Annotated in this window: 13 protein-coding genes; all 13 read left to right on the plus strand. The window is 45.8% G+C overall.

Annotated elements, in window-relative coordinates:
• Positions 1–283 precede the first annotated feature (283 nt).
• The 13 genes from NF347_RS07625 (at position 284) to NF347_RS07685 (ending at position 16,646) form a co-directional block, all read left to right on the plus strand.
• The gene (locus tag NF347_RS07625; protein WP_306254109.1) at positions 284–955 is read left to right on the plus strand and encodes a transcription termination/antitermination NusG family protein; all 672 of its coding nucleotides are present in this window, start codon (positions 284–286) and stop codon (positions 953–955) included.
• Between the two features lie 21 nt (positions 956–976).
• Positions 977–2,512: a lipopolysaccharide biosynthesis protein gene (locus NF347_RS07630; protein ID WP_306254110.1), complete on the plus strand. Its 1,536-nt coding sequence runs from the start codon at positions 977–979 to the stop codon at positions 2,510–2,512.
• Positions 2,513–2,856: 344 nt separating this feature from the next.
• The gene (locus NF347_RS07635; protein WP_318532802.1) at positions 2,857–3,489 is read left to right on the plus strand and encodes a glycosyltransferase family protein; all 633 of its coding nucleotides are present in this window, start codon (positions 2,857–2,859) and stop codon (positions 3,487–3,489) included.
• Between the two features lie 18 nt (positions 3,490–3,507).
• Complete coding sequence (locus NF347_RS07640; RefSeq protein ID WP_107036034.1) at positions 3,508–4,347, plus strand: glycosyltransferase family 2 protein; 840 nt, start codon at positions 3,508–3,510, stop codon at positions 4,345–4,347.
• A gap of 106 nt (positions 4,348–4,453) precedes the next feature.
• The gene (locus NF347_RS07645) at positions 4,454–5,428 is read left to right on the plus strand and encodes an EpsG family protein (RefSeq protein WP_262497762.1); all 975 of its coding nucleotides are present in this window, start codon (positions 4,454–4,456) and stop codon (positions 5,426–5,428) included.
• A 12-nt stretch (positions 5,429–5,440) separates the two neighbouring features.
• Positions 5,441–6,190 carry a glycosyltransferase family 32 protein gene (locus NF347_RS07650; protein WP_107036036.1) on the plus strand — a complete coding sequence of 250 codons (750 nt, stop codon included), beginning with the start codon at positions 5,441–5,443 and terminating at the stop codon, positions 6,188–6,190.
• Positions 6,187–7,233, plus strand: coding sequence for a glycosyltransferase (locus NF347_RS07655; RefSeq protein WP_107036037.1), 1,047 nt, complete (start codon positions 6,187–6,189; stop codon positions 7,231–7,233). The genes NF347_RS07650 and NF347_RS07655 overlap by 4 nt, the downstream gene beginning before the upstream one ends.
• Positions 7,234–7,245: 12 nt before the next feature.
• Positions 7,246–8,319: a polysaccharide biosynthesis protein gene (locus tag NF347_RS07660; protein ID WP_107036038.1), complete on the plus strand. Its 1,074-nt coding sequence runs from the start codon at positions 7,246–7,248 to the stop codon at positions 8,317–8,319.
• A 1-nt stretch (position 8,320) separates the two neighbouring features.
• A complete protein-coding gene (locus NF347_RS07665) occupies positions 8,321–8,755 on the plus strand; it encodes a WxcM-like domain-containing protein (protein ID WP_107036039.1) in 435 nt (144 codons plus the stop codon).
• 3 nt (positions 8,756–8,758) lie between these two features.
• Positions 8,759–9,616 carry an SDR family oxidoreductase gene (locus tag NF347_RS07670; RefSeq protein ID WP_107036040.1) on the plus strand — a complete coding sequence of 286 codons (858 nt, stop codon included), beginning with the start codon at positions 8,759–8,761 and terminating at the stop codon, positions 9,614–9,616.
• A 1-nt stretch (position 9,617) separates the two neighbouring features.
• Positions 9,618–10,745 (plus strand): non-hydrolyzing UDP-N-acetylglucosamine 2-epimerase, encoded by a 1,128-nt coding sequence (gene wecB, locus NF347_RS07675; RefSeq protein ID WP_107036041.1) that lies wholly within the window; start codon positions 9,618–9,620, stop codon positions 10,743–10,745.
• A complete protein-coding gene (locus NF347_RS07680; RefSeq protein WP_107036042.1) occupies positions 10,742–11,980 on the plus strand; it encodes a glycosyltransferase family 4 protein in 1,239 nt (412 codons plus the stop codon). Before wecB ends, NF347_RS07680 begins: the two co-directional genes overlap by 4 nt.
• 577 nt (positions 11,981–12,557) lie before the next feature.
• Positions 12,558–16,646 (plus strand): glycoside hydrolase family 2 TIM barrel-domain containing protein, encoded by a 4,089-nt coding sequence (locus tag NF347_RS07685; RefSeq protein WP_306254113.1) that lies wholly within the window; start codon positions 12,558–12,560, stop codon positions 16,644–16,646.
• Positions 16,647–16,694: the final 48 nt, after the last annotated feature.

Raw genomic sequence — 16,694 nt, forward strand, 5'->3', positions numbered from 1 at the left:
CACGAAGCTCACCCCGACACGATTGCAACCCACATATCTCTTGGTAAGAGATAGTAGATTTCCACAACACCGTGTAATACAGTGGATTACCCCTCCACATTTAAGTCAAAAAACACAAACACACCTTAAACCGGCACAACTCCCCCTCACCACCCCACATTTGATTTGCTCATTTCAAACGAATTGCCTATCTTTGCGCAGGAATCACTATCTCTTACCAAGAGATACTGCCCTACACGCCCAAAGCCCACACGCCACGGGCACCACAACCGCCGACAGTCAAATGTCTGACAACCACATACATCCATCCACCCGGCCGGCCACCAAAAACGTCGACCGCGCCGGAGGCGTACCCACCCCCCGATGGCACGTCGCCATCGTCAACCACAACGCCGAACACACCATCGCACGCACCATCGCCGCCCGAGGCATCCCCACCTACGTCGCCTCACAACCACAGCTACGCATTTGGCGCGACGGCCGCCGCCGACACATCGACCACGTCGTCATACCATCCACCATCTTCATCCACTGCACCGAACCACAACGCCGCACCCTCCTCCAGACCACACCCGGACTCCACCGATTCCTCATCGACCGAGCCACCGCCACCCCACCACGACCCGCCACCATCCCCGACCAACAGATCCAACGCCTCCGCTTCATGCTCGGCGCCACCGACACCCCCGTCGAATTCATCCCCCGCCCCCTCACACCAGGCCAGCACATCACCGTCATCCGCGGACCCCTCCGCGGCCTCCACGCCGAAATCCTCACCACCCCCGCCAACACCACCCCCACCACCACATCACCCACCCCCACCACATCCGACCCCTCCGACAACACCATAAACACCCCCTACCCCCCCACAGCCCGCATCCTCATCCGCCTCCACCAACTCGGCTGCGCCACCGTCGCCATCTCCCCCCTCGACATCCAGCCCCTCCCCGCCTGATCCCATGCCCTCCATCAGATTATGAGCCAATCCAGAACTAAACTTGGACTAATAAACTCATCCATTTCGTCCATATACATGGTCGTACAACTCCTGTTGGGCTTCTACTCCAGAAAAATCTTCATCAACTACCTCGGCGACGAAATACTCGGACTTAACACTACTGCCGTCAACATCCTTCAATTCATTAACCTTGCTGAACTCGGAATTGGCACAGCCGTTGGATTCTCACTCTACCGACCCATACGCCAAAAAAATCACGACACAATCTGTGAAATCATCGCCCTTCAAGGCTTCCTATATCGACGAATAGCAATTTTCATGATAATTGGAGCATTGGCCGTAATGGCTTTCTTCCCAATTATCTTCAAAAAAATATCACTACCCCTCTGGTACGCGTATGCATCTTTTGGAGTTATGCTTTTCAGTTCACTCCTCAGCTATTTCTTCACCTATCGTCAAGTACTCCTTTCATCCTCTCAAAAAGACTACGCCATCCAACTCTATTACCGCACATGGATCATCATTAAGATTGTCTTCCAAATGCTTGCTGTCGCCAAACTGCCCAACCCTTATGTATGGTGGCTTATACTCGAAGTGATTTTTGCAATAATTGCAACCATTTCACTACACCGACACATCAAACACACATTCCCCTACCTCCGCCCCGTCACCCAATCATTCCACCAGCTAAAAAAAACTCATGCTATCATATTCACAAAAATCAAACAACTCATTTTCCACCGCATCGCCGGGTTTGCTCTTTTTCAAGCATCACCACTCATAATCTACGCCTACCTATCCCTTTCAGTAGTCACCATCTACGGCAACTACCTTATTATAGTCAACGGCATCCGCAGCGCCTGCGACGCAGTGTTCGGCAGCACAGCTGCAGGCGTAGGCGATCTCATAGCTGAAAATAACACTTCTAAAATACTAACAGTATTCGAAGAAATGTTCAGCATCCGCTTCTTTTTCGCAACAATTGCATCTGTCTGTTTCACAATACTTACACCACCGTTTATCCAACTGTGGATTGGCCGATCATACATCCTACCCGCAATTACAGTCATCATAATAGCCGGAGTCTTGTTCATCAACATATATCGCAATGCCCTCGATATCTTTATCAACGCCTTCGGTCTGTTCAAAGACATTTGGTCACCTATTGCCGAAGCATTAATCAACATCACTATATCCATAGCTTTTGGTTATCTATGGGGTCTTCCGGGCATACTCTCCGGATCACTCATAAGCCTTATTATTATCATAGGCATTTGGAAACCGTATTTCCTTTACACCTGCGGACTAAAACAGCCACCACTCAAATATCTCACACTCTTTCTACGTTATACTCTTCTGGCAACTGCAGCGATTCTTATTACAACAACCCTTTACAGATTCATTCCCATCGATCCCGCAGCATCTTGGACACGATTTCTCATCGCTTCCACACTATTTGTCATCCTACTGTCTGCCATATTGTCCACCACACTATATTTTACTACCAAAGGCTTCCGGCTATTTATTAACCGCCTCATCAATCTTACAAAATGAAAATCCTCTATTCTGGATTCAAAGGAATTATGCACTCCGCTAATGGCGGCTACAACAAAGTGACTTATAACAACGTAAACAAAACAGTATTATATTCAGAAGATCAACCATTAGGTCGATTTTTTTACACCAGAGTCTTGTATCACATCCCAAGACTGATTTTAGAGTTCAAGACGCGTATATTGAGATACAAACACGACATAACGCATCTATTTTACGGAGAACTCACATGCATAAATTATATTCCTTATAGACAAAGCCAAAAACATAAGATTGTAATAACTCTTCATCTTGATATAGAAAACAATTGGAAGCAAAAGAGATTCATCAAATTTCTAAAAACGATGGATGGTATCATCGTCCTGAGCACTCAACAAAAAAAAATCTTAAACGAAAAATTCGGCATCAAGAGTGTCTTCATCCCTCACGGATTCGATAAACCATCTTTTACAAAAAAGATCCCAGCTGATATAAATAATCATGTAATATGCAATGACAACATCAACGTTTGCACAATCGGGAAAAATTATCGTGATTTAGAAACACTTGAATACATTATACAAAAAAATCACAAAATAATTTTCCACCTCATCGGAATAGATCATACATATAAATCTATACTTGGCCAATATGGTAACGTCCGTATTTACAATCGATTATCCGACGATGAGTATTATTCTCTTATCGAACTCTGTGATTATAACTTCTTACCTGTCACCTTTGCCACTGCTAACAACACATTACTTGAAGCACAATCACTAGGAATCACATCTATTCTACCACTGATAGATGGAATTAATGATTATGCATATAACGGGAATCTTTTTTATAAAGACAAAGAGGAGCTACTTAAAATCTTTCTCAATCTTCAAAAAAATCGTAAAAGATATGATCTGATCAATTTTTCTCGTAAGTACAACTGGAATAACATATATACGCAATTAAACCAATATTATTTAGAAATTTATCAAAAATAATTATTGCTGAAAACAATTATGAATAAAATTCAATGCCCAACACCAGTTGCGATCCTAATGGCTACATATAATGGTGAGAAGTATATCAGTGAACAAATTGAATCAGTTCTCAATCAGAAATTTGATAAGTGGACTTTATATATTCGCGACGACGGTTCAACAGATTCGACGCCGGACATCATAGAAAAATATGCTACCGCATATCCTGACAAAATAATTCAGATTGATAAAGGAGGGAGCAATATTGGATGCAATGACAATTTTTATATGCTTCTTGAGGCAGTTGATTCAGAATATTATATGTTTTGTGACAATGATGATGTATGGACTCTCGACAAAGTCGGCACTTTAATCAAAACCATGCACGACAAAGAACTCCAACATCCTGACATCCCGATTCTAGTACATCACGACGTGACTGTTTGTGATGAGAATCTAAACGTTATACATGACTCTCTTTGGAAAAGTATCAATATTAAACCATGGAAATTCAACACTTTCAACTTGCTTATGACAACACCAATAGTTGCAGGGGCTACCAGCATCTTCAACCATCACGTAAAACAGTATGTATTCCCCATACCATCTAATAAAAGGATAATGTACGATCACTGGATTGCACTATGCACAGTAAAACACGGCAAAATATTCTGTATAGAAAACAGATTTAACTTATATCGACAACATGAAGGACAGGTATGCGGATTGGAAAGTATGCAGAATAACGCCTGTTCCATAGAAGTCCTTAAACGTAAGATCACAAATTGGACACGAGATGCTCAACTTTTCCACACCATTGGAGTTCCGAAGTGGAAATTCTTCTACTATAAGATCAAAAGCAACATCATAAAATCATAACACCTCAGCAGACAGGATGGGAATATACTTCACTATATACGGATATCTGATTGTGATGTCATTCCTTGACTTGTTTATTACAAGACATGGTAAATTTCAATTATTCATGTATGTCTGCTTCTCTATCGTTATATTTTTATTAGTATCAACCCGGGAAATGGGGTTTGATTATGAACCATACAGAACTATTTTCAACAACCTGAAAAGCCTCAGTTTATCCGACATTACAGACCCTAAACTCGTCTATGTAGAACCTCTGTATTCAATATTAAACATATGCGCTCCAGGCGGGTTCAGAAGCGTAATCATGATAATGGCATTTTTGAATATTGCCTTTCTATTCCCGTTTATATATAAGTATTCACCATATCCTCATTTCTCACTTCTATTATTTGCCGGAATGTTCATGTATAGTGGCATGATGGGATTGATTAGGCAATCACTTGCCATATCAATTGCTTTATGGGCGATTGTTAACCGCAACAACCGTAGATTTTGGATCTACCTCATTTTCGCCATCGGGTTTCATTATTCAGCCATTATAGTTACTGCTGTCAAACTATTTCCACAAAGATTTCTCAAAATTAAAACATATCTCAAGTGGTTGCTTGCAGCTGTATGTTCCAATCTGTTTTTTTATAATCTGTTCGTTATGGCTTCTGCACTGATGCCGACAGTTATAGCATGGAAGCTAAATACTTATATAGCAGAAGAAGCAGGCCAGAATTTTGGCCTGAATGCTGCCGTTGTGTTGCGACTTATTACTTTTTCACTGGCTCTGTATTATTCCAACAGGATATTTAATAAGTTCAAAACTGATGGATCATATTTCTTCAATATCTACTTCTTGTCACTGATAATGTATATAGCCTTTGGTTTTTTACCACAGATGTCTTCTAGAGGCGCAGTTTATTTTCATTACTTTGAAATACTTCTTGCTCCTATGATCCTATATGTGACAAATAAAAAATTAAAACCAATTATTTTCTTTTTCTATGCTTTTTGTTCATTTGTAAGACATCTTGATATCGTTACCACATATTCAGAATGGTACATCCCGTATCGAAGTTGGCTTTTCTAACATCCAAAAACAATGAAAATACCTAAACAGATCCACCTATGCTGGTTAAGTGGAGATGAATACCCACAGACAATAAAAACATGCATTGAATCATGGCAAGATATAATGCCAGAATATAAGATAATTCTTTGGAACAAAGAAAAGTTTGAGAACGAGATCACTGCTTCATTCGCCATAGATGCCCTTAAGGCTAAAAAATGGGCATTTGCAGCAGATTATCTCAGACTGTACGCACTCTATAAATATGGTGGTATTTATTTGGATTCCGATGTTCAAGTATATAAAAGTTTTGACGACCTGCTTGACAATGAATTCTTTTCAGGTATAGAATATTTTAAGCCAACAGGATATATTGCGATTGAGGCTGCAATAATGGGAGCGATACCACATCACCCTTTTTTGAAAGAATGTCTTGAAACCTACGATCGATTACAATTCAAGAAAACAGATGGGACATTAGATGAAACTCCCATTACGATAAGAATTGCTCGACTTGCCGAATCAAGAGGATTCAAATATTTGCCTATGCTCCAGAAACTGCCCGACAAAATGACACTATATCCTCCACACTATTTCACCAATAAAAACGGAGAGATTGTTAAAGGCGAAACGTATGCTATTCATCATTGCGAGGGAAGTTGGAGATCAGAAAAACACGGAATATTAAAACGCATCATACTGTTTGTAGCCAGATATTACCGTCATCCGGTTTGTGCAGTCAACAATATTGTTTCTAAAATTCGAAACAAATTAAACCGATGAAAAAAGCCATCATCGTAAATGCTACAGCAGCAAGGGAAAGTGGAGCACGTTCCATTCTTGATCAGTTTATATCCAACATCCCTGCCGGATTCGAATATGTCATATTTGTCGATCCATCTTATGATACTGACACTAATGAAAATATTCAACTGGTAAAAATTGACACCACTACCTGGTTTAAGCGTATAAAATGGGATTGGCATGGGATCAACAGATGGATCAAACAACATCAAATTGATCCGATTGCCGCTGTTTCATTGCAAAACACTGCTTTTCGATTAAAAAAAAGTATTCCGCAATTTATATATTTCCATCAGGCTATCCCTTTTTATGAAAACGCATGGAATCCGTTAAAAAAAAGCCAACTAAAACTATGGCTATATAAACACATCTATCCGTTTTTTATAAAAGCCACACTTAATACAAACGTCACAGTGTTTGTGCAGCTTGACTACATCAAACAAGGATTTTCCCAACTATTCCGACATCCGAAAGAAAAAATCAGGGTGTTCTCGCCAACCATTAATAAATCAAACAGCATAGAAACCATTGACTTGCCCTCCGATACGATTAATCTGTTTTATCCAGCCACCGCACATTTTTATAAGAATCACGCCACAATATTAGATGCACTGCAATTGGTATCACATCCGGCAGTTCTTTACACTACCATACCTGAAACGGTATCATTTGCACCTGATCATACTGGTCTGACAGTTAACCTTGGAAAAGTCAGCTACGATGAAATCTTCACTTGGTATAATTCCGTTGACGCATTGGTTTATCCAAGTTACCTCGAGTCATTCGGGCTGCCACTTATTGAAGCTGCCATGGTCGGACTCCCGATTATAGCTTCGGATCTACCATATGCAAGAGAAGTATTAAACGGATATTCGGGAGCGCAGTTTGTACCCTTTGACAACCCCAATGAATGGGCTGAAGCCATTAACAATATAGAAAAAGGGAAACGATTCCCACAACTCAATATATCTAACCGACCCGGATGGGTGGAATTGTTCCACACAATCCATTCGTCCATATAACACTACTATATTATGTCAATATTCAAAGACAAGATTCTTCTCATAACTGGAGGTACAGGATCTTTTGGAAACGCTGTTTTAAGGCGCTTTCTGGATTCGGACATAAAAGAAATCCGCATCCTGAGTCGAGATGAAAAAAAGCAAGACGATATGCGTCACAAACTCCAGAGTCAGAAAGTGAAATACTTCATAGGAGATGTACGCAACAAGGAATCTGTCGACATCGCCATGCGGGGAGTTGATTACGTATTCTCAGCCGCTGCACTCAAACAAGTGCCCAGCTGTGAATTCTTCCCTATGGAAGCGACTCGCACCAATGTTGAAGGCACTAACAATGTACTTTTAAGTGCTATAGAACACGGAGTGAAAAACGTTGTTGTGTTGTCTACCGACAAAGCCGCCTATCCTATCAACGCCATGGGAATCTCAAAGGCACTGATGGAAAAAGTTGCTATTTCCAAAGGAAGAGAACTTGGTGACAACGCTGCGACTACAATCTGCTGCACTCGATATGGAAATGTCATGGCATCGCGTGGATCAGTCATTCCATTATGGGTCGAACAGATGATGGACGGAAAACCGATCACAATTACCGATCCTGAGATGACACGTTTTATGATGACACTTGATGACGCTGTCGATTTGGTTATTTATGCATTTACTCATGCACATAATGGCGACCTTTTTGTTCAAAAAGCCCCGGCTGCGACACTGTCTACATTAGCGACAGCCCTGAAAGAGATATATGCTAAACTCGATCCGAAATATGGCGAAACAGATGTGAAAATAATTGGCACAAGGCATGGCGAAAAACTTTATGAAACCCTTGTCACCCGTGAAGAAATGGCGAAAGCCATAGACATGGGAAATTACTACCGCATACCTGCCGACACACGCGACCTCAATTACGACAAATACTTCATTGAGGGAGAAGGATCCCTGACATCTGTGGAAGAATATCATAGCCACAACACAACCAGACTTGACATAGATGGAATGAAAGAGCAATTGATGCGTCTTCGTTTCATCCAGGCTGACCTTGGACTGATTGAAGCCGACACAAAACGAGAAATCCGTTCAGAATAAAATGGACACTGTTAAAATCGTCGATGGCGAGATATTCACCGACCATCGTGGCACAATTCGATCACTCAACAACTTTCTTTTCGAAAACATAAAGCGTACATACATCATTCATCATCCCGAACCATCCATTATCCGCGGATGGCACGGTCACATGCATGAACGTAAATGGTTCTATTGTCTTAAAGGCGCATGGACACTCGCTTTGGTGAAGATAGACGATTGGACAAATCCTTCACCTGATCTTGTTCCGCAAGTTTTCCAACTGAACGAAAATGAAAGCAAGCTTATATGTGTTCCGGCTGGATATGCTAATTGTCTGAAAGCACATTCCCCGGAATCCATAATTCAGGTATTTTCAGATGTACCCATTCCCGAAGCATACAATGATTCATGGAGATACAATTCAGAATTGTGGATGGACTGGTCTAATTTTTGAACTATGAAATTTTTGGTACTTGGATGCAACGGCATGGCTGGGCATCAGATTTCTTTGTATCTTCAAGAACAAGGACATGACGTTACAGGATTTGCCTTTCAGAAATCCAAACTGCTTAAACATAGTATTTCCGGTGACGCTACCGACTTTCCTTCCTTAAAGAAAATTATCAAAGAAGGAAAATACGACACTGTCATAAATTGTATTGGCATTCTCAACCAGTTCGCAGAAAACAACCACGCTCTTGCGACATTACTGAACAGCTACTTGCCACATTTTCTTGCAATGGTGGCAAATGAAGTCGGCACACATGTTATACACATGAGCACCGATTGTGTGTTTTCAGGAGCACGCGGACAGTACACTGAGGATGACCTTCCTGACGGCTCTACATTTTACGACAGAAGCAAAGCTCTTGGAGAATTGGATGATGACAAAAACATCACACTCCGCAATTCGATTGTTGGCCCTGATATCAACGAACAAGGAATCGGACTATTGAATTGGTTTATGCATCAAGTTGGTGAAATAAACGGGTTTACCAAATCGCTTTGGACTGGGCAAACCACCCTTCAACTCGCAAAAACGATGGAAGCGGCAGCAATGGAACATGCTACTGGTTTATATAATGCCGTACCCGATTCAAGCATTTCAAAATGCGACCTTGTCAAACTATTCAACAAATATCTTCGTGGCAATAGCGTGATAATTCATCCAGTAGATGGTATCGTTGCTGACAAATCACTTAAACGCACCCGATTTGATTTTTCCTACCAGATCCCAGACTATGAAAAAATGGTAGCGGAAGCAGCCCAATGGATATTCTCACATAAACAGCTTTATCCACACTATAACCTATAAAATGAGAAAACTAAAACTCATGACGATTTTAGGCACACGTCCTGAAATCATCAAAATGTCAGAAATCATAAAGAAATCTGACGCATATTTTGACCACATAATAGTTCACACGGGACAAAACTACGATTATACCCTTAACGAAGTATTCTTCAAGGAGCTTGATCTTCGAAAACCCGACCATTATCTAGATGTGGTTGGTGACAATCTGGGGCAGACCATGGGCAATGTTATTGCCAAGTCTTACGAAATAATGATTCGTGAACAACCTGACGCAATCATTGTCTTGGGCGACACAAACTCATGTCTTTCTGTCCTTTCAGCAAAAAGGCTAAAAATACCTGTGTTTCACATGGAGGCAGGCAACAGATGTAAAGATGAGAATCTTCCCGAAGAAGTCATACGACGAATTGTTGATGTTACCAGCGATATCAACCTATGCTATTCTGAACACGCTCGCAGATACATAATAGATTCTGGAGTCAAACCTGAATACACGTATGTTGTAGGATCACCGATGGCAGAAGTCCTCAATGCGCATTACACAGCCATCAAAGAAAGTCAGATTCTTGAAACATTAGGACTTCAACCTAAAAGCTACATACTTCTCTCCATACATCGTGAAGAGAATATTGACATAGAAACGAACTTTTATTCCGTAATGAGTGCGGTAAACGCGATGGCACAATATTACGACATGCCGATTCTTTACAGTTGTCATCCACGATCCGAAAAACACATCAACGAACGCGGATTCCAATTTGATAAAAGAGTTATCAAGCATAAACCGCTTGGATTCTTCGACTATAACAAATTACAACAAAATGCATATTGTGTCGTATCTGACAGCGGAACACTTCCTGAAGAAAGCGCAGCGCTTCACTTCCCGGCGGTTTCAGTCAGGACATCTACTGAACGCCCTGAAGCCATTGACAGCGGCATATTCGTAATCGGCTCTATCACTTCTGAAGCCGTAATACAAGCGGTCCGGATGGCTGTTGACATGCGATCCAACGACTACATTCCATCCCCGGTTTCAGCATATACTGACACCACTGTGTCTGACAAAGTTGTGCGTATAATACAATCTTATACTGGGATTGTCAACAAAATGATTTGGCGGAAACAATGAAAGTTCTCATTGTCACACCACACTTCTATCCAGAAAACTTCAAATGCAATGACATGGCATTTGAACTAAACAAAAGAGGTCACGACGTCACTGTTATGACAGCAATACCGGATTATCCTGCAGGAAAATACCATGCAGGATATGGGATTTTCAAACGACGCCGCGAATGTGTTAATGGTGTGAAAATACATCGTTCATTTATTATTCCAAGAGGATCTGGTTCATCCATTAGGCTTGCGCTTAATTATATCTCGTATTCATTATTTTCTACAATTAAAGCCCTTTGGTTTGGATTGATTCACAAATACGATACAATCATTGTTCATGAAACTTCACCGGTCATGGTTGGAATACCGGCGGCGATTATTAAACGATTGCAACATATCCCAATGGTATTTTGGGTATTGGATCTATGGCCGGAAAGCCTTTCAGCAGCCGGAGGAATAAACAACAAACTCATTTTAGGTCTCTTTAATAAATTGACTCGATGCCTTTATGAGAATTCGGATATGATTTTGATTGGATCTAAAGGTTATCGAACATCTATCAACAATAAAGGAGCATTTGATGCTAAAATCCATTATTTTCCCAATTGGGTTGAAAATGAATTAGCATCTGATCTAATTATCAATGATGGAATTCCAAAATTGCCTGACGGCTTCAACGTCATGATTGCAGGGAACATGGGTGACGCACAAGATCTCCCGCATGTCATGGATGCTGCTACAAAATTGAGAGATTCAAACATCAATTTTATATTTGTGGGTAATGGCAGAAAAAAAAGCTATGTAGAAGAATTCGCTCGAAATCATGGACTACACAAACAAGTGTTCTGTTTAGGTCAATTCCCCTTGGCTGCTATGCCTTCACTGTTTTCCCAAGCCGACGTATTATTCATGGCTCTGAAAGATGATCCAATTTTCGCTTTGACCGTACCTTCCAGATTACAGGCATACATGTCATCCGGAAAACCAGTTATCTCAATGATTAATGGAGAAGGAGCTGAATTGATTCAGGAAGCAGATTGTGGATGGAGTGTACCCGCAGGAGATTCAGAAGCGTTAGCAGAACTTCTAAAAAAAATATCCCTATTAGATAAATCGAAATTAGTTTCAAAAGGATTAAATGGGAAAAGATATAGCGAATTGCACTTTAATTTCGAACAGTGCATTGACAATTTAGAACAGTTTATAAAACTCGGCAATCATAAAGAAATCCAAGCCAAACACAAGTGATCATCTACGCGCTTATCGCAAGCATGGGATCAGAGCTAATATCGCCACCGAAAGTATCCGATACGCCTACCGAATTATTCAGGCAATCCTTTATAAACTTAACATCGTAATATAACCCCATCACCCCTAACCCCCTCATATCCCCGCAATTACACGATCGTAGCAAAATCACGTCCCGATTCCGCACCGCTAACTACCTAACACCCACACACTTGCCACCACCCGCAAAGCTAACCGCCTCAAAACACCGCGATTAGCTTAACCTGTTACGCACTCGCCACACCTAACCACCTGCCGACCAAAGCATTGCCCACCCCACAAAAACTAACCACCCGAAAACACCGCACATTAGCCCCCATTCCACCCACTACACACCCCCATCACACCCCACCAAACACCTCCTCCACCACACCCACCAACACCCCCAAATCCCCCACAACCACCCCAAAAAACACACAAAAAAACACACCGCCCCCACCCAAAAACAAAAAAAATCACTAACTTTGTACAGAGAGCAGTCCCCAAAAGCACCGCCCTCCCTCCAAAAACGTTATTAACCACAACCAACCATACACCCATGAACAGGCTCACAATCAGCGCGATCCTCACCGCATCAACACTCCTTGCAGCCACAGCCGCACCCAACAACCCCACCCCCACAATCACACCACCCCAACCACCACTCGCAGGCTACTACTACGGCCACGACACCGCACCCCGCGGACACGAATGGCAATCACCCGACTCCCTCGCCTACAACAAATTACAACCCCGAGCCACCTACTCCCACTTCCCTGACGCACCCACCGCCACCAAAGTCCTCCCCCACACATCACCCTACACCATCTCCCTCGACGGACAATGGCGATTCAACTGGGCACCCAACCCCTACCAACGCCCAACCCACTTCCAGTCACCCGATTACGACGACTCACAATGGGACACCATACCCGTCCCCTCCAACTGGAACATCGTCGGCCTACAACCCGACGGCACCCAACGCTACGGCACACCAATCTACGTCAACCAACCCGTAATCTTCTGGCACCAAGTCCGCCCCGGCGACTGGAAAGGAGGCGTAATGCGCACACCGCCAACCGACTGGACCACCTACGCCCACCGCAACGAAGTCGGATCATACCGCCGCACATTCACCATACCCAACAACTGGCGCAACCGACTCATCTACATACAATTCGACGGCGTCGACTCATTCTTCTACCTCTGGATCAACGGCCGATACGTCGGATTCAGCAAAAACTCACGCAACGCCGCACGATTCAACATCACACCCTACCTCAACAAAAAAGGCCCGAACACCATAGCAGTAGAAGTCTACCGCTCATCCGACGCATCATTCCTCGAAGCACAAGACATGTTCCGACTCCCCGGAATATTCCGCTCCGTCCACCTCTACTCCACACCTAAAGTCCAGATATCCGACCTCGTAGCCACCCCCCGCCTCAACGCCGACCTCAGCGAAGGCACCCTCAGCGTAGCCACCACCGTCAGCAACCACACCAACAAAAAAACACCCCGCGACCTCACCCTCTCCTACACCCTCTACCCCTGCATCCTCTACTCCGACACCCTCGCAACCAACCAGCCCATAGCCACCGCCACCACGCCCCTCCCCACCATCACCCCCGACACCGCCGCCACAATCACCCTACCCCTCACCCTACAGCACCCCCACCTCTGGAGCGCCGAACACCCCGCACGCTACGTCCTTGTAGCCCAACTCCTTGACAAAAAAGGACAACCCCTCGAAACCGTATCGACCTACACCGGATTCCGCCAGATCGAAGTCCGCCAGACCAAAGCCGAAGACGACGAATTCAACCTCGCCGGACGCTACTTCTACATCAACAACCAACCCGTCAAACTCAAAGGCGTCAACCGCCACGAAACCGACCCCGCGACCGGCCACACCATCAGCCACGACCGCATGACCCAGGAAATCATGATCATGAAACGGGCCAACATCAACCACGTCCGCAACTCACACTACCCCGACGACCCCTACTGGTACTACCTCACAGACAAATACGGCATCTACCTCGAAGACGAAGCCAACCTCGAAAGCCACGAATACTACTACGGCAACGCATCACTCTCCCACGTCCCCGAATTCGAAAACGCCCACGTAGCGCGCAACATCGAAATGGTTCGCTCCAACATCAACTCACCCTCAATCGTCATCTGGAGCCTCGGCAACGAAGCCGGACCAGGCAAAAACTTCGTCACAGCCTACAACGCCATCAAAGCCTTCGACACCACACGCCCCGTACAGTACGAACGCAACAACGACATCGTCGACATCGGCTCCAACCAATACCCCTCCATCGCATGGGTCAACGAAGCCGTAAAAGGCAAAATGAAACTCAACTACCCCTTCCACATCTCCGAATACGCCCACTCCATGGGCAACGCCCTCGGCAACCTCGTCGACTACTGGAACGCAATCGAAAGCACCAACTTCTTCATCGGAGGAGCCATCTGGGACTGGATCGACCAAAGCCTCTACAACTACGACCCCAAGACCCGCCAGCGCTACCTCGCATTCGGAGGCGACTTCGGCGACCGCCCCACCGACGGACAATTCGTCATGAACGGCATACTCTTCGGCGACCTCACACCCAAACCACAGCTCGCCGAAGTCAAAAAAGTCTACCAGAACATCGCCATAACACCCGTCGACATCGCCAAAGGACAGATCGAAGTATTCAACAAAAACTACTTCACACCCCTCGACGACTACACCACCACATGGACCCTCTACGAAGACGGACAACCCATACAGACCGGCAACGCACTCCAGGGACCCCGCATCGCACTCCAGCCCCGCCAGCGCCAGATCTACACCGTCCCCTTCGACACCACACTCATCAAACCCTGCAACGAATACTACCTCAACATCGACTACCGCCTCGCCAGCGACCGCCCATGGGCCAAAGCCGGCTACACACAGATGTCCGAACAGCTCGAGATCAACCGACCCGAACGCCCACGCTGCATGCGCGGCATAGCCGGACAGATAGGCAAGATCGACATCAACCGCAAAGGCAACACACAGACCATCACCGGACAAGGATTTGAAGCCCGCTTCTCCCTCATATCCGGCACACTCCAGAGCCTCACCTACGACGGCCACAACGTCATCGTACCCGGCCACGGACCCACACTCGACGCATTCCGCGCCTACCTCAACAACGACAACTGGGCCTACGGACAATGGTTTGCCAACGGACTCTACAACCTCAAGCACAAAGTCACCGCCTGCGAGACATTCACCGACCGCTTCGGCAACGCCGTCCTCTCCTTCACCATCGAAAGCCAGGCACCGCGCGGCGGACGAATGACCGGAGGCAACGGCAACGCATCAGGCACCTACGCCATCGATGAAAGCCAGTCAGCCATCTTCGGCCCCGACGACTTCCGCTTCACCACCAACCAGATATGGACCGTCTACCCCGACGGATCCGTCGAACTCAACGCCGTCATCTCATCCAACAACCCCGCCGCAGTGCTCCCCCGCCTCGGCTACACCATGGAAGTGCCCGACGACCTCCCGCAGTTCACCTACTACGGACGCGGACCCGAAGAAAACTATGCCGACCGCAAGACCGGCCAGTTTATCGGACTCTACAGCGCACCCGTAGCCAGCATGTTCACACCCTACACCCGCCCGCAGAGCTGCGGCAACCGTGAAGAAGTGCGCTGGGCCGCACTCACCGACAGCAACGGAAGCGGAGTCATGTTCGTCGCACCCGACAAAATGTCCGCCACAGCCATACCCTATACAGAGATGGAACTCCTCCTGGCCGACCACACCTACAAACTCCCCTCGAAAAAAAACACCACACTCCACCTCGACCTCGGAGTGACCGGACTCGGCGGCAACAGCTGCGGACAAGGCGGCCCACTTGAAAACGACCGCGTAAAAGCCACAGAACACCGCTTCACATTCATCATCCGGCCCACACACCCCGGCGACACCCTCTCCCAGAACGCCAAAGTGCGCGGAGGCGGCCTCCAGCCCATCGGCATCAGCCGCTCACGCTCAGGCCAACTCACCATCTCATCGCCCGACCCCACGGCCAAAATCCTCTACACCGACGGAACATCGCGCCGGCCGCGCCTCTACACAGCCCCATTCCCATTCAAGCAGGGCGGCACCGTCAAGGCATGGCTCAAAGACACACCCACAGTCTACACATCGATGACACTCCCGCGCATCGAAACCATCGCCACACAGGCCACCTACGCCAGCAGCCAGGAACCCGACTATGGCGAAGCCACCAACCTCACCGACGGCGACCCGACCACCATCTGGCACACCATGTATTCCGTCACCGTAGCACCCTATCCCCACTGGGTCGACTTCGACGCCGGAGAACCTAAGACCATCAAAGGCATCAACTACCTCCCGCGTCAGGACGGCAACTCCACCGGCACAGTCAAAGACTACGAAATCTACATCAGCACCAACGGCAGCCAGTGGGGCGAGCCCGTAGCCAAAGGCACCTTCGACAAAGGCGCATCGCAGAAGACAGTCACCTTCGCCAGCCCCGTCAAAGGCCGCTACATCCGCTTCATGGCCCTCAGCGCACAGGACGGACGCGACTACGCCTCCGGATCCGAATTTGAAGTGATCGCCGAATAATCCCCCCCAGCCCCAGCGGGCGCCCCATCTCATAGCCCGCCCATGATC

Origin of the sequence: Paramuribaculum intestinale, from assembly GCF_030759015.1 — a bacterium.
In the GTDB taxonomy this organism is placed as follows: domain Bacteria; phylum Bacteroidota; class Bacteroidia; order Bacteroidales; family Muribaculaceae; genus Paramuribaculum; species Paramuribaculum intestinale.